Origin of the sequence: Mesorhizobium sp. M7A.F.Ca.US.014.04.1.1 (assembly GCF_003998745.1) — a bacterium.
Lineage (GTDB): Bacteria > Pseudomonadota > Alphaproteobacteria > Rhizobiales > Rhizobiaceae > Mesorhizobium > Mesorhizobium ciceri.
The window spans coordinates 1-16,196 of record NZ_RZRW01000065.1 but is presented as its reverse complement, the minus strand read 5'-3'; the positions used below and the strand labels follow the sequence as shown (position 1 = coordinate 16,196).

The following is a 16,196-nucleotide window of genomic DNA, read 5'->3' as shown; positions in this document are numbered from 1 at the left end:
GCGTCAACGTCTCCCGCATTTCATTGGTCAATGCTTCGGGACGGCCGGCGAGCAGATCGAAGAAAAAATCGAAGTAGGCGCGTTGATGGCCCGTCACCAGCAACTCCGGTAACTCAGGCACCGCATGAAACGCAAAGTGCCAGATGCCCGGGTTTGCGACTACCTTCGTCCATGGATGAAGGCCGGGGATAACCGTATTCATCGGCACCGCGCCGACGATGCGACCGCCATGATGGCGAGCAGCAGCGAAGGCAATCATGCCGCCCACATCGAAGCCTGCAACGACGATGGATTTGGCCCCAAGCGCCTCGGCGGCTGAAATCACAATATCGGCAAGAACCTTCTTTTCCGCCGACGGCGGAGTGCCACGCGATTCACCGATCTCCGGAAGATCGAAAGCCAGCGTAAAGTATCGCGTGCCGAGTTCATCGAGCACACCATCATAGATTTTCCGGGAATGGGGCCAGCCGTGCAGAAGGATCAAGGCCGGTCGGCGCGGATCGCCGGCCGTGGATACCGCCAGCTGCATATCGCCTGCTTCGAGGGTCTGGACGAGCATCGTCTATCCATTTTCGGGAACTCAGAAGAAAACGAAGAGCGAACGAATAGGTTGCCCCACCAGTTCAATCTGCGTCGCTCGCCGCTGTCCGTTCTCCAACGTCTGTGCTCAAGGACCAGCCCGCTTTCTGAGCCGGCTCGACCGTCACCAAGTGGGAGGAGGGGGCCATCCACCGGCCCTGTTGGTCCGCCTGCGGAACAAGCATTTAACCCTGGCGTTAGAATGCCGGGCGATCCCGCAACGGGCGAATGGGCAGTCGCGAAGTCGTCGCGGCGGTTTGCAATTAGGACAATGCAGGGAGATTCACATGCCGCTTACGGCCTTCGCACTCAATTGCTCGCTCAAAGCTTCGAACGACAGGGAAAAATCCTCCACCGATCGGTTGCTCGCCGATGTCCTGGCGGCGTTGATGCAATACGATGTGAAGGGCGAGATCGTGCGTGCGCTCAGCCACGATATCAAGCCCGGCGTGCTCTCCGACATGGGCGAGGGCGACGATTGGCCGAAACTCAGAAAGAAGATACTGGCGGCCGACATCTTCGTGCTCGGGCTTCCGATCTGGCTTGGCCAGCCCTCGAGTGTGGCCAAGCGCGTCCTGGAGCGGATGGATGCCTTTCTCGAGGAGACGGATGACAGAGGGCGAATGCCGGCAGCAGGAAAGGTGGCCCTGGTGGCCATCGTCGGTAATGAGGACGGTGCGCATCACTGCCACGCGGAATGCTTTCAGGCATTGAACGATGTCGGCTTCACCATCCCGGCCAATGGCGGGGTCTACTGGGTTGGCGAGGCGATGGAGGACGTCAACTATGTCGACCTGCCGGCAACTCCGGAAAAAGTCTCGGGTGCGATCGAAATGGCAGCCTCAAACGCCGCCCATCTCGCTGGATTGCTGAAAGACCAGGGCTATTCGGGCGTCTCGGGATGACCTTTGTTCGCCTAAACAACTTTGAGCGGCCAGACATTGCAGCGTCGATGAGGTCTCAATCGGGAACAGGAAGGCTTGTAGCGAGTTCATATTCTCATCAGCCGGCGACCGCCGCTCCGTCTACACGGCGCGAAGCCGCAAACAGGAGAGCAAGTCATGGGTCTCGGCACAATTCTTATCATCATTCTGATTATCGCATTGCTTGGCGGCTTTAGTGGACTTGGCGGCGGGCCATTCTACGGCACCGGCTATTACGGGGGCGGCGGCCTCGGTCTTCTGCTGCTTATAGTCATAATCCTGGTCGTGCTCGGGCGTCTCTAGCCGAGTCCGCCATGCGGTGGCAGATTGTATCACCTGCCGCTTGCGGTTCTCTTCGGAGTTGCTTTGAATCCATAGCAGTCCGGCAATGACGGTCCGCCCTCTGGAGGGCGGACCACTCGTCGGACATATCAGGTCAAAATCAGCACGATCTTGAACGTATCCGGATCAACGATGACGATCCGACCGTCCGCAAGCACGAAATACTCGTAGCTTTCGTAAGCGGGAACGATCTTGACGATACGAGCCGGCAGCCGATGCAGCCTGACCTTGTGCCGCGGAACTTCGACGCCGACGCTGATGTCAAAATTGACATTGGACACAGGCTCGACCTTCGTCTCCCGGATAATCTGAGTGACTTGGGTTTTCTGCTCCACCGTCACGTTGTTGATGGAACCGGTCGACGTCGTATCCTGTGTCGAGGCCTTGCCCTGGGCCTGCTGGTCGGTGGTGGTGCCGGTCTTGCCCTGAGCCTGCTCGTCGGTCTGCATCTTGGCCTTGCCCTGGGCCTGCTGGTCGGTGGTGGTGCCGGCCTTGCCCTGAGCCTGCTCGTCGGTCTTCAGCTTGGCTTTGCCCTGGGCCTGCTCGCCCATCTTGGAGCCGTTCTGGCAGTCAGCCTGCCCGGAAGCGCAGTTGGCGTCTGCGCCAGATTGGCTTTCGGTCTGTTGTGTCTGAGCCGCCGCCGTTCCACAGCCGAGCCCGATGGCCAGCATGCTGGTAATGAGAACACGTTTCATGGGAAATCTCCCTGGGTAAGGTTCGTCCCTTCACTGGGTAGAACCAGCACCCAAAAAAAATGTTCCGAGATAGATGCGTGAGTGCTAAAAAACGACCCCGCTTGAGATCATACGATCGCGGGCGGAAGCCGCCGTTAAAGCGACCTTTTCAACCTTGGCGATTGCCCTAGCTGTCTCCGGAGAGGAGACCGACATGGCAATCTATAGTCTGAGAGTGGTCAGCTTCATTTTCGTTGCCCTGGCTTTCGCTCCGGCCGCCGCGCATTTCTTCGCTATGTTCAACAAGATGAAGCTCGACGGGCCAAACTATCTGGCTGCGCAGCGCGCCTATGATGGATGGAGCCTGTTCGGCATCGTGGTGCTGGGAGCATTGCTCTCCACGGCCGCCCTGGCGATCCTGCTCTATCGAGCGAGCGCATCTTTCGGCTTGGTTGTTGTCGCCTTTCTAAGCATCGGCGCCACGCAGTTTGCCTTCTGGACGCTGACCTATCCAATCAATCAGGCGACCCGGAACTGGACTGTCCTCCCTGAAAACTGGGAGCTGCTGCGGCGCCAATGGGAGTATTCGCATGCCATCGCCGCAGGCCTCAACGCCTTGGCGTTGCTGGTGCTTTTCATATCGGCGCTTCGCCCTGCGGTGCGTTGAACGACCACGTCGTCACCAGCACGGCCAGCGGGCAGGAACCACCATGAAGCGGAATCATTGAAACGCCAGATGTTCCAGCGCGGCAGGAAAAATGAAACGGTACTATTTTGATCTTCAAAACGGTGACGGCACGGTACCCGACGATGACGGGCAGCTGTTCGAATCCCGGGAACAAGCCAGAGCGGAAGCAATTCGTATTTTGCAGGATGTCGCCCAAGACGAAATGCCCGACTGCGATTTCGTCAAGATAACCGTCAAGGTACGCGATGAGATCGGTGCGCAGATGTTTGAGGCGTCGCTTGTTCTGACCTCCGGATGGAGCGTTTGATGTCGCAGTGCTAGCGGCGATACCGCACCGGGATTTGCACGACATTCTCCGATCCAGGCAGATCAAAGGCCATGGCCAGCTGACGTACGGAGGCCATCTCCACGATCAGTTCTTCAATCGAAAGGTCTGGCAGGCCGGTCTTCACCCTCTGCCTCACCCTGGCCGCAAGTTCATGAACCCGCACCGGGACGAAAAGCGGGCTGTCGTCCAGCAGCTTGCTGATTTCGATGACCACATCGGCGTCGATGTCTTTCGGCAATTCCCGCATGAGCGTCACCTCCAATCGAAGCAACAGCCCGCCATGTCGATGCGACGAGCGATCCGGCGTTGAGCGCCGGGCAGTGGGATCGGAGAGGGACGTGCTCGGCGCTGGCCGATATCCTGATTCATAAAACTGCGAGCATAGGTGTGTCACGAAAAAATATCGGTACGAAATTTACCAAGCCGGTCATCCCATGCAATCCACAAGGGCCTTCCCGAAATCCGGCAGCGGCTGTTGCCGACAGAGGAGGAACAAAAAATATGGCCCGGAATTGAGACTGACGAATTGGAGGATCTAGCCATGGACAGCAGGGAAGAAAAGATCAAACGACGGGCCTATGAAATCTGGGAACAAGAGGGCCGGCCGGTAGGCCGCGAGCAGGAGCACTGGGATCGGGCCGTGCAGGAGATCGAAGCTGAGGGTTCGGAGACTGAACGTGGCCCGGTTCTGCCTGACCCGACAGTTGCGGCCGATTCCAATAGCTCGAAGCGTTGATCGGCAATCCCATGGCGTCTTGAGGACCCCGGTCGGGCAACCAAATTGGCGGAACCTCGTTTGCCGGGCATCAACCAGAGGAGGTTTCGATGAAGAGGTTCTTTTCATTCCTGGTCTTGGCCGCTGCCCTTGCGCTCGGCGCCTGCGACAACAACACCGAGCCGATGAAAGCCACCAGCAACAAGAACCCACAGGTTGATCAGGCCGCCAGACCAGGCCCCACGACTGGCGGCGACCAGCCAGCTACGGTGCCTCAGAGCAAATGAACTCCGTCTCACATTGCGACACACCTCTGCTGCGCGTCGCCTATCTCGATGGTGGACCGCAGGACGGCGCCCCGGTTATCCTGCTGCATGGCTGGCCCGACGACGCGACGACATACGCTCGTATTTCGCCGATGCTTCATGAAGCTGGCTTCCGGACGTTTTCCCCTTGGTTGCGAGGCTTTGGGCCGACATCGTTCCTGTCGAAAGAAACCATGCGCTCGGGCGAGATTGCCGCGATGGCGCAGGATGTGCTGGATTTTGCAGATGCGCTTGGCATCAGCCGCTTTGCAGTTGTCGGACATGATTGGGGCGCTCGGATATCCTATCTGCTCGCGTCGGTTTTTCCGGACCGCATCAAGTGCTGCGCTGCGCTGTCCCTCGGCTGGCAACCAGGCAAACCAGCAACGCCGACGCCCGAACAGGCGAAAGCATTTTGGTATCAATGGTTCATGGCGACCGCACGGGGCGCCGAGTTCGTACGAAAGAACGGCAAGGAATTCGCCAGGTATCAGTGGGACAGCTGGGGTCCATTAGGCTGGTTCGACGACGCCATTTTCGATGGCGTTGCGAGCTCGTTCGAAAATCCTGACTGGGCGGATGTGACGTTGCATTCCTATCGGGTCCGGTGGGAAGAGGCCGAGCCCGATCCGCGTTATGCTGAACTCGCCCGCCGGCAAGCAACGGTCAAGATCATCACCGTGCCGATCCTGACGCTTCACGGTGGTGACGACCGCGTTGTGTTTGCCCAGTCTTCAGAGGGGCTCGAAGAGCATTTCACCGCGTTCTACAGGCGGGTGGTGCTGGATGGCATCGGACACTTCCCGACGCGTGAGGCTTCTGATCAGGTTTCGCGAATGTTGGCTGCGTTTCTCGATAGCCATGGCAAGCGCTGAAGGAGGGGCGCCATCGACCCCATAGTAAAGGCCGGAACCTGACGCATCGCCGCGCATTTCGTCTCCATGCATGACGAACCGAAATGCGGTCTCGCAATCAATCGGCAGCCAGGGAGAATTTGGATGCAAGCTTCAGGCGCAATCTCAAGACACCATGCTGGCCAGTTGGCCATAGAACCGTTTGCGGGCACGGTGACGGTACGATTTTCCGACGCCATAGTCGCTGCCACGGAACGGGCGAAAGTGCTTCAGGAAGAAGGACATGAGCCCGTGTTCTATATTCCTTTCGAAGACACCTATTTTGACCTTTTCGAAAAAACGAACACCACCAGCCGCTCCCCTTTGAAAGGTACCGCGAGCTACTGGCGCGTCCATGCCGTGGGCAGCTCGGCTGACGATTTCATGTGGGCGTACGAGACGCCTGAAACCGCGGCGCGGGCCATTGCACGTCATGGTGCATTCGATCCGGAAAAGGCGCGCATCGATGTCGAGCCCGCGGAGGACAGAAGGCATACGCCCCACGTCACGGAGTAGATTGCCCGTTCTCATCGGCGCGAGCTGAAATTCAAGGCAGGTGCTAACCGCGTGGAAACTCTTCATCAAGGATGCGTAGTGCCTCCTCGTATCTGACGGTTGATGCCCCGGCCTGTCGTGCCTGCCAGATATTGTCCGCCAGATCCGCGCGCTTCACCGGCAGCGCCAATGGATTCGATGCCGCTCGTCGCACGAACGCGAAGTAATCCTCGCCGTCCCTACGCGACATGGCGTCGACGGCCGACGCGATCGTCGGGCCAAAACCGGCCTCTTCCAACCTGGTCCGGTCCCAGCCTTCGCCCTTTTCCAGGACGTCATGGAGATAGGCGACGACCTTCTGATCCTTGGTTTCGACCGCGTCAACGACACGGCGACAGTGCTCGATATAAGGTCGCCCGGTCTTGTCGCGCTGTGCCTGGTGGACCTCTTCGGCAATCTTGGCCGCCCGGTAAAACATGCTCATCAGGCTTCCCCTTCAGACATGGTTTCACCATCGCTCCTCGGTGTCGTGGTGCGGCAGGTCCATTCCGCAGCAAACCCAGCCAAGTCGCTGCCTCGATCCATAATTGTAGCGCGGCTCCAGGCGAGCCGGATCGTCGAACGTTCCGACATGAAGCGCGATCTCTCCCGGCGATGCGTCATAGGCGAGGCTGAGCGGCGATCCGCAGGCGGAGCAAAACCCCCTGCAGGCAATCGGCGAAGACCTGCGATAGGTCGGCGTCGCATCGGTCCAGGTCACGCTTTGGGAAGGCACCCAGGCCAGAACCGCGAACGCACTGCCGGTCGCTCGCCGGCACATATCACAATGGCAGTAATGCACTCTCGGTTCGCTTCCAACGCGGAAGCGGATCGTGCCGCAGAGACATCCTCCGCTCAGTTCCATTTTGGCGCCCCGGTTGACTTGCGGCTCCAACGCCTCTCGCGCGGTCTCATGCGAGCACCTCCATTCATCACAGCGAAAACGCCGGTCATTTGCGTCGGTTCCTGTTGGCTATCTCAGGAACCAGTGCTTGCGCGCGGCGTTGCGTGTCTTTGCTGGCAAAATGAGGAGTCAGGAATGCTTGGCCGGTCGGAGACGCACTGATGTCGATGCCGGGGCTGGCATACGGTCCCCTGGGCGATCGATGCATGCATGTCTGCGTGGACATGCAGCGGCTGTTTGCCGAGCCGTCTCAATGGGCAACACCCTGGATCACCCGGGTTCTCCCGCAGATCGAGACGCTGGTCGAAAGACGCGCGCCGCAGACGGTCTTTACACGCTTCCTGCCAGCCAAGAAGCCGGGGCAGGGCGTCGGCACCTGGAAGCGCTATTATGAGCGCTGGGCTTCACAGACGATCGAGACGATCGGGCCTGAAATGACCGAACTGTTGCCGTCTTTAGCCGGCTACTGCCCGCCAGCGGCGATCATCGACAAGCACATCTACTCGCCCTGGTTCGAAGGGCGCCTCAGAGCCTTCCTGGTGGAGCGCGGCATCGATACGCTCGTCATCACCGGTGGCGAAACGGATGTTTGCGTTCTGGCCACGGTGCTCGGAGCCATCGATTTCGGCTATCGCGTGGTTCTCGTCACGGACGCGCTATGCAGTTCTTCCGATTCAACCCACGACGCACTGCTGACCGTTTACCACCAACGTTTCGCGCAGCAGGTCGAGACGGTTGAGATGGAAACGGTTCTCTCGAACTGGACTTGACGTTCGCCAACTCGGCTCGGCGGAAAGTGTCCATGCTTCCTTGCGCGGTTTGGCTGCCTATCTGTTAAGAGAATAACGGACACCAGAACGGATAGCAGACGTGACGCAACGATCGGGAAGTGCTGATCTTCCACTCCATGGCGGGCGCGTGCCAAAATGGCTCGGCGACCGCATGACGCGTCTTGGCGCCGTGATGTGCGAAGCGATCATTCATCACTATGGTCGAGACGAACTGCTGCGACGGCTGGCGCATCCGTTCTGGTTCCAGTCCTTTGGTGCTGTCATGGGCATGGATTGGCATTCGTCGGGGATCACGACCAGCGTCGTGGGCGCTTTGAAGCGTGGCCTCACGCCGCTTTCCGGCGAGCTCGGCATTCATGTCTGCGGTGGTCGCGGCGCGCATTCGCGAAAAACCCCGCATGAACTCGAAGCCATCGGCCAACGCGTCGGCTTTGACGGAGCGGGCCTGGCCACCGTCAGCCGTCTTGTCGCCAAGGTCGACAGCGCCGCAGTCCAGGACGGTTTCGATCTTTACCTGCATGGTTTCATCGTCACCGATGACGGTCGCTGGGTCGTGGTGCAGCAAGGCATGAACGGTGACAGCAAGGTGGCGCGCCGCTACCATTGGCTCTCCGAGGGGCTCAAGAGTTTTGTCGACCAGCCGCATGCCGCCATCGAGGGCATCAATCAAGGCGAGATCGTCAACCTGACCGACAGGCGCGCCGACGCGTCGCGCCAAGGGCAACTGAACCTTTTGCAGGAGCTCGGACCCGATCGCATCCTGGGCGAGCTTGCAGCATTGGAGCGTTGCGCGGAGCCGAGGCGCCGGCAGGAACCGGAGCAGCCGCTGCTGCCGCATTTGGTCATGCCGGCCCATCACGACGTTCGCGAAAGCGATGTCGTCATGCATCGTCTTCACGGCAATATCGCCGCCGCCGCGGACCGCGGTCCCACCGATTTCGCCGAGCTCCTTCTGGTCCCCGGCGTCGGCGCGCGCACGGTGCGCGCGCTGGCCCTCGTTGCCGAGGTGGTGCATGGCGCGCCTTGCCGCTTTTCCGATCCCGGCCGCTTCTCGCTGGCGCATGGCGGCAAGGACAGGCACCCGTTCCCTGTGCCGCTTAAGGTCTATGACGAGACGATCGGCGTGCTGAAGTCGGCCGTGCAAAAGGCAAAGCTCGGTCGCGATGAAGAAATCGGCGCCTTGAGGCGGCTCGACGATCAGTCGCGGCAAGTCGAACGATACGTCACCGGCCTCAGCCTGAAGGAAATTGTCGCGGGAGAATTCGACCAGTCGCATCTGCTTGGCGGGCGCAGCGTGTTCGGGTGGGAAGCGGCCCCGGACACAGCACCTGCTGAGCGGAGCAAGAAGGCCTGAGAACGAGCTAGAGCGGCTGTAGATCAATCGTCCAGATCGATGAGCGCGACACCGAGATCCGGGCGCTTGCTGCGGCGCAGATGGCCGGGCGCTTCCACCAGGGTGATTTCGAGCGTTGGCCGAACGATGCCATCAAGCAGATGTCCACCCCGGGTGGTGCCATCGCTCAATCCCAGCACCGCATGGACGTGCAGGCTGGGCTTATCGTCATCACCCAGTGCGACATCGCCGATCGCGCTCAGAACCTCGCACTGTTCGTCGATAGGGATTTTGCGGTAGGTCTTCGCGTCCGGATCAAACCAGCCCACGGTGGCTTTTTCGAAAGCCCCTATGGCGGTCAGGGACGCGCTGCCGATCTTCTGGTCGACCGCGAAGGCGGTCAGTGCCGCGAACGCTTCTTCGCCTGGGTCGAGCACCAGGACAAATGTCCTTTGTCCGCCGATCTCATTGACGAGCTGCGATTTCATCCCTGTCCTTCCATCGTTCGGCCCCATTGAGCGCCGCCGTCAGATCAATGGGCACGGTGTTCCGCATTGCGCTTGCGGGTCGCTGCAGCTTTCTTTGCCGATTCCGATCGGCTTGCGGCAGACCGTGATGCCGATGCCTTGCCGCCGCTTTTGCCGCCTTTGTGCGCCGCCGGATGGCCCGTGTGTTTGCCGCGGCCCGAACCGCCTTCCTTCTTGCCACCGCCATCGTCCTTGTTGACGGTTGCACATGCGCGCCGCTCTGCCTCCTTGTCGGAAACCCCGCGCTTCTCATAACCTTCGGCAATGTGGTCGGCTTTACGCTCCTGCTTGTCAGTGTACTTCGATTTGTCGCCTCGTGGCATGGCCAGCTCCTCCTGTTGAACAAGGGCTGAACGTCGACCCGACGCGGTGGTTCCAACATAAGTTCGCGAAGCCGAGGCCGCATGGCGGGGCAGCGCCATACACCGCCGCGGCGCGAGCTAACGCTTTTCGGGCCGGGGAGAGCGCAGCAGCAAGGCGAGAGGAACGAGCAGTGCGGTCGCTACCGCGCAATATCGAAAGACATCGATATAGGCGAGCAATGAGGCCTGCCGCGCTATCAACTGTCCTATCCAGCCGAGCGCCTGCTGTTTTGCGTCGATCATCGGCGAGCCTTGAGCCACGAAGTGCTCGGTCGCCTGACGCAGAACCTGCTGGTAGGCCGGTGACGACTGTGCCGTGTGGCCGACGAGGTTTGCCTGATGGATTTGCGCGTTCTGGGCTATCACCGTGTTGGACAGCGACACACCGATGCTTCCGCCGATGTTACGGGCAACGTTGATGAGTGCCGACGCCTGGTTCGTCTGCTGCGGAGCAAGACCGACGTAAGCCGCCGTCGAGATGGGGATGAACAGGAAGGGCAAACCGATCATCAGGAAGATGCGCGCGAAGGCAAAGAAGCCGAAACTGACGTCCGGGGTGAGCGATGTCATATGCCAGAGCGCGACAGCGACGACGGACATGCCTGCCATGATCAGGTATTTGGGCTGGACGATGGCGCCGGCAAATCCGGAAATCGGCATAAGCATCAACATTGCGATGCCACCCGGCATCATCGACAGGCCCGACAGGGTCGCCGTATAGTTGAAGGCGGTCTGCTGCAGTTGCGGCATCAACTGGGTGGTGCTGAACAGCACGGCGCCCACTGCCATCATCACCAGGAACGATGTGCCGAACTGGCGGCTGAACAGCAGGCGGACGTCGACGATCGGATCGCGGTGACTGAATTCCCACGGGATCAGCAGCAGAAATGAGACCGCCGAAATCGCCGCGAAGGTCACGATGAAACCTGATGCGAACCAGTCGTTGCGCTGGCCCTCATCGAGAAAGATCTCCAGGCAGCCGAGTGCCGTGGCGACCAGGATGAAACCGACCCAGTCTATTCTGAGGCCGCCCTTCAACCGTTCCTGCCGTTCGCGCTCGAGCACATCAGGCTCGACCACCAGCCACTGCACCAAGGCAAGCGACATGATGCCGAACGGGACATTGATGAAGAATATCCAGTGCCAGGAGAAATGGTCGGTCAGCCAACCGCCGATGGTCGGCCCGACTGTCGGTGCGACGATGACGGCAATGCCGTAAAGAGCAAATGCCTGGGAGCGTTTTTCGGGTGGAAAGGTGTCGGCGAGAATGGATTGTTCGCTGGGTGCCATGCCGCCGCCCCCGAGGCCTTGCAGGATCCTGAAGACGATGAGCATTTCCAGATTGGGCGCCAGGCCGCACAGCAGCGACGCTATGGTGAAGATCGCCACGCAAAGCATGTAGTAACGCTTGCGGCCGATGACGCTGGCCAACCAGCCGCTAACCGGGATGATCACGGAATTCGCGACCAGATAGGTGGTGATCACCCAGGTGCTTTCGTCCATCCCGGCCGCGAGGCTGCCGGCGATGTTGCGCAGCGCCACGTTGGCGATCGAGGTGTCGAGCACCAGCATGAAGGTGGCGATCGAGACGACGACTGCGATCAGCCACGGATTGCGCCCGCCGGCGGCGGACCGGGTTTCGCTCCGTTCACCAGCCATTTCGACGGCGCTCATCTCACCTTGACTGTCGGCACCACCGACAGGCCTGGACCCAGCAGCACGCCCGGCGGTCGGTCGAAGACGATCTTCACGGGCACGCGCTGCACCACCTTGACGAAGTTGCCGGTGGCATTCTCGGCCGGCAGCAGGCTGAAGGCGGTGCCACTGCCCGCCTGGATGCTGTCGACGCGGCCGTGGAAGTTCTTTTCGGGATAGGCGTCGATATCGATGTCGACGGGCTGTCCCGGCCGCATCAGATCAAGCTGGGTCTCCTTGAAATTAGCCTTCACCCAGACCTCGTCGGGAACGAACATCATCAGCACCTGACCAGGCTGGGCGTAGGTGCCCTTGGCGGCCGTGATACTGGTGGCGCGACCGGCGACAGGCGCGGTTATGATGGTGCGCGACAGCATGGTGCGGGCCTGCTCCTGGCTGGCCTTGGCTTGATTGAGCTTTGCTTGCGCGCTCTTGGTCTGTGCTTGCAGAACAGTGACCTGGCTTTTCGCGGCTGCCACGTTTGCTCCGGCGCTGTCGAGGGCGGCCTGGTCCTGGCGCAGGGTAGAAGCGGCCTGTTCCGCCTGCTGTTGGGTGGAGGTTCCCTTGGCCAGCAGCTCACGGTTGCGCTTGTCCTCCGCTTTGGCAAACTCGAGCGCGGCCTGGGCCTGCGCCACCTGCTTCTGTGCCGCATCGATCTTGGCGTTTTGTGCTTCGATCTGTGCACCGACATCGACGATCTCGGCCTGCGCCGAGGCCACACCGGCGTCGGCTTCCGCCAGGCTTGCCTGATAGTCGCTGTCGTCGATGCGCAAGAGCACGTCGCCGGCTTTCACAGACTGGTTGTCGGTGACCGCGACATCGGTGATACGACCCGATATCTCGGCACCGATCGTCACCGTGCGGGCGTCGATGAAAGCATCGTCGGTCGATTCATACTGACGCGCGTCCAGCCACCACAAGACCAGCCCTACGGCAATCAGCAGCACTGCGAGCAGGATGGCGATGGATATGTAAGGGTGCCGCCGAGGGAAGCTCAGCAGGCTGGGCTTTGGTTCTCCGGCCTGCTTATCCTGCTTGTGCTCCTGACCGACGTCTCTCCGGTGCTTTGGCGCCGCCTCTGAGGTGGCCCTGCGTGACGTGGCGTGCGTGTCGCCGGTTTCAGATTCTTCGGTTTGGGTTTTCGCGTCCACGGGAGAACTCCCAGGAGTTTTGACCGTGGCCAGTCAACGACAACTGGTCGTAAAAGGTTCCTGGCGACCGGGCACGGTTTCGCGCCTGGCGGAATTGGTTCAGCCGATTGCCAACCTGACCACGATGGCCAGGATCACGATACCGACCAAGCCGGCTATGAACATAACCCGACGCGTGCGCGTTCGCAGGATGATCTCGCCCTGTCTCGCCTGCTCCGCAGAGAACACAGGTCCATTGTCACCGTCCTTGTCATGCCGACCATCGCTCATGATCGCCTCCTTCCGGCCCTTGGCACACACCGGCTCTTGGCACACAACCATCGCTCGACAGGCGAGGTTCCGGTTATATCGATCCCGCCAGCAGAAAAAGGATCACAGGCTCGTGAGGAGGGAACTTTGTCCTCCGCGACTGGTTTGGGCCGCTTGAGACCCAGCCAGCCCGGAGCCAGCCATGCCCGATGCCAAGATGTCCAGTGGCCTGAGCAGACGCATGTTCATGACGGCCTCTGTTTCGGCGGCGGCGGCGATGCCGCTTGTGAATTCCCCGACGAGAGCTGCCCAGCCAGCGTCCGCAAAGCCAGCCGAACCGCGCGACTTGTCGGCGGTTTCAATGCGTATCAACAAACAGACCTACAATCTCGCGCTCGACAATCGAACCAGCCTGCTTGACGCTCTGCGCGACCACGTCGGCCTGACCGGCACCAAGAAAGGTTGCGATCACGGTCAGTGCGGCGCCTGCACGGTTCTGATCGATGGAAAGCGGGTACTGTCCTGCTTGAGCTTTGCCGTCATGAACCAGGGGCGGGAGATCACAACGGTGGAAGGCCTGGCCTCGACGGACGGGGAACTGCATCCGGTCCAGCAGGCCTTCGTCGACCACGATGCCTTTCAATGCGGCTATTGCACACCGGGTCAGATCATGTCCGCAATCGGTTGCATCAACGAAGGCCATGCTGGATCGGAAGATGACATTCGCGAATATATGAGCGGCAATCTATGTCGCTGTGCGGCGTATCCCAACATCGTTGCGGCGATCGTCCAGGCGCGCGACGAGATCAGGAGGGCTTAGGATGCGCCCCTTCGTTTATGAAAGACCAACCAGCGTCTCCGCTGCAATCGCCATGGCATCCCGTGTCGATGCCGTGCGCGTTCCGCCAACCGGCGCCGACACGCAATTCATCGCCGGCGGCACCAATCTGGCCGACTACATGAAGCTCGGTGTCGCGCGGCCGGACCGACTGCTTGACCTCAACACTCTTGCCGAGCCAGCCTTGCGGCAGATCAGGATAAACGATAACACGATCCGGTTTGGTGCACTGGTCCGCATGGGTGAAGCAGCCGACAACGATGACGTCCGGCGGCGTTGCCCCGCCCTTGCCGACAGCCTGAAATTCGCCGCCAGCGGTCAGCTTCGCAACATGGCGAGCCTGGGCGGCAATGTGCTGCAACGTACGCGCTGCGAGTATTTTCGAGAGATTTCCTGGCCGTGCAACAAGCGCGAACCCGGCTCCGGTTGCGCTGCGATGGAAGGGTCCAATCGCCAACACGCCGTGCTGGGTACGAGCGATGCCTGCATCGCCACGTATCACGGCGATTTCGCGCAGGCGCTGGTTGCGCTCGATGCCACCGTCGAGATCGAAGGTCCGCGGGGAAGGCGCACGCTTGCATTTGCCAAGCTGCACAAACGGCCGGGCGACACGCCCGACATCGAGACGGATCTCGCCGCCGACAAGCTCATAACCGCCATCGAAGTGCGGCTCGAACGGTGGAGCAGCCGGTCGCGCTATCTGAAGATTCGTGATCGCGAATCCTACGCGTTTGCGTTGGCGTCCGCGGCTGTTGCGCTCGACATGGATGGCGAGACGGTAAGGAGTGCGCGCATTGCGCTTGGTGGTGTGGCGACGGTGCCGTGGCGGGCGCGCGAAGCAGAGGACGCGCTACAGGGCAAAGTGCTTGACGAAGCCGCGGCGCAAGAGGCTGCCGAGGCTGCCTTCGCCGATGCCAGACCGCGCGAGCATAACGCATTCAAGATACCGCTCGGCAAGCGCACGCTGGTGCGGGCGCTGCTCGAAACCCGGGATATGAAGGGCTGAGCCATGAACCAAGCTGCACCCGCCCCCAGGGAAAACCAGGGCGATCCGGTTGTCCGCATTGACGCCCGGCTAAAAGTTACCGGACAGGCCGGCTATCCCGCCGACATCGTCACGGCCAACGTCGCCTACGGTGCCCTTGCCACCAGCAGCATTGCCCGGGGCAAGGTTTCGGGACTTCACACGAAAGACGCCCGGGCCGTACCCGGTGTGCTGGACATCGTCACCTATGACGATATGGACAAGACCGACACGCCGAAATTCGGCAACACCGGCGCAAGTTCGATCGGGCCTTTGCACGACAAGACGGTTTTTCACGACGGTCAGATCATCGCTCTGGTGGTTGCCGAGACCTTCGAGGCGGCGGAGGAAGCCGCAATGTTGATCCGCGCCGACTATGAGGACGAACGGCCCGCCGCCAGCTTTGATTCCAAGGGCGTGAAGATGGAGCCGGCTGCCGGCAAAAACCCTATGTTCAAGGAGGATGCGAAGGCCGGTGATTTCGATGCCGCCTGGGCGGATGCGACGGTAAAGATCGACGAAAAATATTCGACACCGACCCAGCATCACAATCCGATCGAACTGTTTTCGACCACCGCAATATGGCAAGGCGACCAGTTGACCATACACGAGCCCAGCCAGAACGTTACCGGCTGGAAGGTGGAACTGGCACGCCAGCTGAAGCTCGATCCGGCCAATGTGCGGATCGTCAGTCCCTATATCGGCGGCGCCTTCGGCTCCAAGGGGCCGATGACGGCACGCACCGCTATCGTTGCCGTCGCGGCGCGACGCATTGGCCGCCCGGTTCGTTGCGTCGTCAATCGCATGCAAGCCTTCGGTACGCAGACCTATCGCGCCGAAACGCGGCATCGGATCCGCATGGGCGCCGGCAAGGACGGCCGCATCACGGCGTTCGGACATGAGGCCTGGGAGGTGACGTCACGCCCCGACCCTTATGTCGTCGGCGGCACGTCCGCCACCGCGCGCATGTACAATTACGGCGCCGTTCTGACGCATGTTTCGCTGGTTCATGCCGACCGCAACACGCCTGGCTACATGCGATCGCCGCCGGAGACGCCTTATGTCTACGCGCTGGAAAACGCCATGGACGAAATGGCCGTGGCCCTCGGCATGGATCCTGTCGAGTTTCGTCGCATCAATGAACCGGAGAAGGAGCCCATCGGAGGCAAGCCATTTTCCAGCCGCTCACTCATCAAGTGCTACGACCAGGCGTCGGAGGCCTTTGGCTGGTCGAAGCGCGATCCCAAGGTCGGCTCGATGCGCGACGGCGACTGGCTGGTCGGGATGGGCTGTGCGACGGCGATCTATCCGACTGCCGCCGCGCCCTGCGCGGCCCGGGTT

23 protein-coding genes are annotated in these 16,196 nt (G+C 60.8%); 13 read left to right on the top strand and 10 right to left on the bottom strand.

Translation table 11 applies throughout. The annotated features are described in order from the left end of the window. The coding region (locus tag EOA22_RS07050; RefSeq protein ID WP_164755295.1) for an alpha/beta hydrolase at positions 1–559 on the bottom strand (559 nt) is incomplete at its 3' end. Between the two features lie 307 nt (positions 560–866). Here EOA22_RS07050 and EOA22_RS07045 point away from each other — a divergent pair. Further along, the gene (locus tag EOA22_RS07045) at positions 867–1,484 is read left to right on the top strand and encodes an NAD(P)H-dependent oxidoreductase (protein WP_013531545.1); all 618 of its coding nucleotides are present in this window, start codon (positions 867–869) and stop codon (positions 1,482–1,484) included. A gap of 156 nt (positions 1,485–1,640) precedes the next feature. Further along, the gene (locus EOA22_RS07040) at positions 1,641–1,805 is read left to right on the top strand and encodes a DUF3309 family protein (protein ID WP_013531546.1); all 165 of its coding nucleotides are present in this window, start codon (positions 1,641–1,643) and stop codon (positions 1,803–1,805) included. Between the two features lie 128 nt (positions 1,806–1,933). On the opposite strand, the gene EOA22_RS07035 is transcribed toward EOA22_RS07040, so the two are convergent. Continuing rightward, positions 1,934–2,539, bottom strand: a complete 606-nt coding sequence (locus tag EOA22_RS07035) for a DUF1236 domain-containing protein (RefSeq protein ID WP_127389897.1) — start codon at positions 2,537–2,539, stop codon at positions 1,934–1,936. Positions 2,540–2,732: 193 nt separating this feature from the next. Here EOA22_RS07035 and EOA22_RS07030 point away from each other — a divergent pair, with 193 nt between their 5' ends. Together EOA22_RS07030 and EOA22_RS07025 are read left to right on the top strand one after the other, a co-directional pair. Next, positions 2,733–3,185 carry a membrane protein gene (locus EOA22_RS07030; RefSeq protein ID WP_013531548.1) on the top strand — a complete coding sequence of 151 codons (453 nt, stop codon included), beginning with the start codon at positions 2,733–2,735 and terminating at the stop codon, positions 3,183–3,185. A 91-nt stretch (positions 3,186–3,276) separates the two neighbouring features. Beyond that, on the top strand, positions 3,277–3,513 hold the full coding sequence (locus EOA22_RS07025) for a hypothetical protein (protein WP_013531549.1): 237 nt from the start codon (positions 3,277–3,279) through the stop codon (positions 3,511–3,513). A gap of 10 nt (positions 3,514–3,523) precedes the next feature. On the opposite strand, the gene EOA22_RS07020 is transcribed toward EOA22_RS07025, so the two are convergent. Beyond that, positions 3,524–3,781, bottom strand: coding sequence for a hypothetical protein (locus tag EOA22_RS07020; RefSeq protein WP_013531550.1), 258 nt, complete (start codon positions 3,779–3,781; stop codon positions 3,524–3,526). A 294-nt stretch (positions 3,782–4,075) separates the two neighbouring features. On the opposite strand from EOA22_RS07020, the gene EOA22_RS07015 reads away from it, so the two are divergent. The 4 genes from EOA22_RS07015 to EOA22_RS07000 all read left to right on the top strand — a co-directional run bounded on the left by EOA22_RS07015 (position 4,076) and on the right by EOA22_RS07000 (position 5,963). Further along, a complete protein-coding gene (locus tag EOA22_RS07015; RefSeq protein WP_013531551.1) occupies positions 4,076–4,270 on the top strand; it encodes a DUF2934 domain-containing protein in 195 nt (64 codons plus the stop codon). An 89-nt stretch (positions 4,271–4,359) separates the two neighbouring features. Beyond that, positions 4,360–4,536, top strand: a complete 177-nt coding sequence (locus EOA22_RS07010; RefSeq protein WP_013531552.1) for a hypothetical protein — start codon at positions 4,360–4,362, stop codon at positions 4,534–4,536. Then, positions 4,533–5,429 (top strand): alpha/beta hydrolase, encoded by an 897-nt coding sequence (locus EOA22_RS07005; RefSeq protein ID WP_063168025.1) that lies wholly within the window; start codon positions 4,533–4,535, stop codon positions 5,427–5,429. Before EOA22_RS07010 ends, EOA22_RS07005 begins: the two co-directional genes overlap by 4 nt. 123 nt (positions 5,430–5,552) lie before the next feature. Beyond that, complete coding sequence (locus tag EOA22_RS07000) at positions 5,553–5,963, top strand: DUF427 domain-containing protein (RefSeq protein ID WP_127389896.1); 411 nt, start codon at positions 5,553–5,555, stop codon at positions 5,961–5,963. Positions 5,964–6,006: 43 nt separating this feature from the next. Here the strand turns inward: EOA22_RS07000 and EOA22_RS06995 are convergent, their stop codons facing one another. Both EOA22_RS06995 and EOA22_RS06990 read right to left on the bottom strand, forming a co-directional pair. After that, positions 6,007–6,426 carry an HD domain-containing protein gene (locus tag EOA22_RS06995; protein ID WP_027161658.1) on the bottom strand — a complete coding sequence of 140 codons (420 nt, stop codon included), beginning with the start codon at positions 6,424–6,426 and terminating at the stop codon, positions 6,007–6,009. 24 nt (positions 6,427–6,450) lie between these two features. After that, positions 6,451–6,846 (bottom strand): GFA family protein, encoded by a 396-nt coding sequence (locus EOA22_RS06990; protein ID WP_027161657.1) that lies wholly within the window; start codon positions 6,844–6,846, stop codon positions 6,451–6,453. Positions 6,847–7,046: 200 nt separating this feature from the next. Here EOA22_RS06990 and EOA22_RS06985 point away from each other — a divergent pair, with 200 nt between their 5' ends. Both EOA22_RS06985 and EOA22_RS06980 read left to right on the top strand, forming a co-directional pair. After that, a complete protein-coding gene (locus tag EOA22_RS06985) occupies positions 7,047–7,655 on the top strand; it encodes a cysteine hydrolase (protein WP_063168024.1) in 609 nt (202 codons plus the stop codon). A gap of 100 nt (positions 7,656–7,755) precedes the next feature. Further along, entirely contained in the window at positions 7,756–9,030 is a 1,275-nt protein-coding gene (locus tag EOA22_RS06980; RefSeq protein WP_063168023.1) for a DUF763 domain-containing protein, read from the top strand. 23 nt (positions 9,031–9,053) lie between these two features. On the opposite strand, the gene EOA22_RS06975 is transcribed toward EOA22_RS06980, so the two are convergent. From EOA22_RS06975 to EOA22_RS06955, 5 genes are all read right to left on the bottom strand, one after another. After that, positions 9,054–9,497: a PPC domain-containing DNA-binding protein gene (locus EOA22_RS06975; protein ID WP_027161655.1), complete on the bottom strand. Its 444-nt coding sequence runs from the start codon at positions 9,495–9,497 to the stop codon at positions 9,054–9,056. A 44-nt stretch (positions 9,498–9,541) separates the two neighbouring features. Then, positions 9,542–9,859, bottom strand: a complete 318-nt coding sequence (locus EOA22_RS06970) for a plasmid stabilization protein (protein ID WP_127389898.1) — start codon at positions 9,857–9,859, stop codon at positions 9,542–9,544. Positions 9,860–9,976: 117 nt separating this feature from the next. Then, entirely contained in the window at positions 9,977–11,557 is a 1,581-nt protein-coding gene (locus EOA22_RS06965; protein ID WP_082826674.1) for a DHA2 family efflux MFS transporter permease subunit, read from the bottom strand. A gap of 11 nt (positions 11,558–11,568) precedes the next feature. Next, complete coding sequence (locus tag EOA22_RS06960) at positions 11,569–12,744, bottom strand: HlyD family secretion protein (protein ID WP_244514300.1); 1,176 nt, start codon at positions 12,742–12,744, stop codon at positions 11,569–11,571. A gap of 99 nt (positions 12,745–12,843) precedes the next feature. Beyond that, positions 12,844–13,014: a hypothetical protein gene (locus EOA22_RS06955; RefSeq protein WP_082826673.1), complete on the bottom strand. Its 171-nt coding sequence runs from the start codon at positions 13,012–13,014 to the stop codon at positions 12,844–12,846. A 181-nt stretch (positions 13,015–13,195) separates the two neighbouring features. Here EOA22_RS06955 and EOA22_RS06950 point away from each other — a divergent pair, with 181 nt between their 5' ends. The 3 genes from EOA22_RS06950 to EOA22_RS06940 form a co-directional block, all read left to right on the top strand. After that, complete coding sequence (locus EOA22_RS06950) at positions 13,196–13,813, top strand: (2Fe-2S)-binding protein (protein ID WP_013531562.1); 618 nt, start codon at positions 13,196–13,198, stop codon at positions 13,811–13,813. 1 nt (position 13,814) lies between these two features. Continuing rightward, a complete protein-coding gene (locus tag EOA22_RS06945) occupies positions 13,815–14,837 on the top strand; it encodes a xanthine dehydrogenase family protein subunit M (RefSeq protein WP_127389895.1) in 1,023 nt (340 codons plus the stop codon). A gap of 3 nt (positions 14,838–14,840) precedes the next feature. Next, on the top strand, positions 14,841–16,196 hold a 1,356-nt coding region (locus EOA22_RS06940), incomplete at its 3' end, for a molybdopterin cofactor-binding domain-containing protein (protein ID WP_164755293.1).

Coding starts and splice junctions, on each gene's coding strand:
- EOA22_RS07025 (WP_013531549.1), top strand. CDS start 3,277: ATGAAACGGTACTATTTTGATCTTCAAAACGGTGACGGCACGGTACCC.
- EOA22_RS07005 (WP_063168025.1), top strand. CDS start 4,533: ATGAACTCCGTCTCACATTGCGACACACCTCTGCTGCGCGTCGCCTAT.
- EOA22_RS06995 (WP_027161658.1), bottom strand. CDS start 6,426: ATGAGCATGTTTTACCGGGCGGCCAAGATTGCCGAAGAGGTCCACCAG.
- EOA22_RS07045 (WP_013531545.1), top strand. CDS start 867: ATGCCGCTTACGGCCTTCGCACTCAATTGCTCGCTCAAAGCTTCGAAC.
- EOA22_RS06985 (WP_063168024.1), top strand. CDS start 7,047: ATGTCGATGCCGGGGCTGGCATACGGTCCCCTGGGCGATCGATGCATG.
- EOA22_RS06945 (WP_127389895.1), top strand. CDS start 13,815: ATGCGCCCCTTCGTTTATGAAAGACCAACCAGCGTCTCCGCTGCAATC.
- EOA22_RS06975 (WP_027161655.1), bottom strand. CDS start 9,497: ATGAAATCGCAGCTCGTCAATGAGATCGGCGGACAAAGGACATTTGTC.
- EOA22_RS07020 (WP_013531550.1), bottom strand. CDS start 3,781: ATGCGGGAATTGCCGAAAGACATCGACGCCGATGTGGTCATCGAAATC.
- EOA22_RS06950 (WP_013531562.1), top strand. CDS start 13,196: ATGCCCGATGCCAAGATGTCCAGTGGCCTGAGCAGACGCATGTTCATG.
- EOA22_RS06970 (WP_127389898.1), bottom strand. CDS start 9,859: ATGCCACGAGGCGACAAATCGAAGTACACTGACAAGCAGGAGCGTAAA.
- EOA22_RS06990 (WP_027161657.1), bottom strand. CDS start 6,846: ATGGAACTGAGCGGAGGATGTCTCTGCGGCACGATCCGCTTCCGCGTT.
- EOA22_RS07000 (WP_127389896.1), top strand. CDS start 5,553: ATGCAAGCTTCAGGCGCAATCTCAAGACACCATGCTGGCCAGTTGGCC.
- EOA22_RS06955 (WP_082826673.1), bottom strand. CDS start 13,014: ATGAGCGATGGTCGGCATGACAAGGACGGTGACAATGGACCTGTGTTC.
- EOA22_RS07040 (WP_013531546.1), top strand. CDS start 1,641: ATGGGTCTCGGCACAATTCTTATCATCATTCTGATTATCGCATTGCTT.
- EOA22_RS07030 (WP_013531548.1), top strand. CDS start 2,733: ATGGCAATCTATAGTCTGAGAGTGGTCAGCTTCATTTTCGTTGCCCTG.
- EOA22_RS06965 (WP_082826674.1), bottom strand. CDS start 11,557: ATGGCTGGTGAACGGAGCGAAACCCGGTCCGCCGCCGGCGGGCGCAAT.
- EOA22_RS07010 (WP_013531552.1), top strand. CDS start 4,360: ATGAAGAGGTTCTTTTCATTCCTGGTCTTGGCCGCTGCCCTTGCGCTC.
- EOA22_RS07015 (WP_013531551.1), top strand. CDS start 4,076: ATGGACAGCAGGGAAGAAAAGATCAAACGACGGGCCTATGAAATCTGG.
- EOA22_RS07035 (WP_127389897.1), bottom strand. CDS start 2,539: ATGAAACGTGTTCTCATTACCAGCATGCTGGCCATCGGGCTCGGCTGT.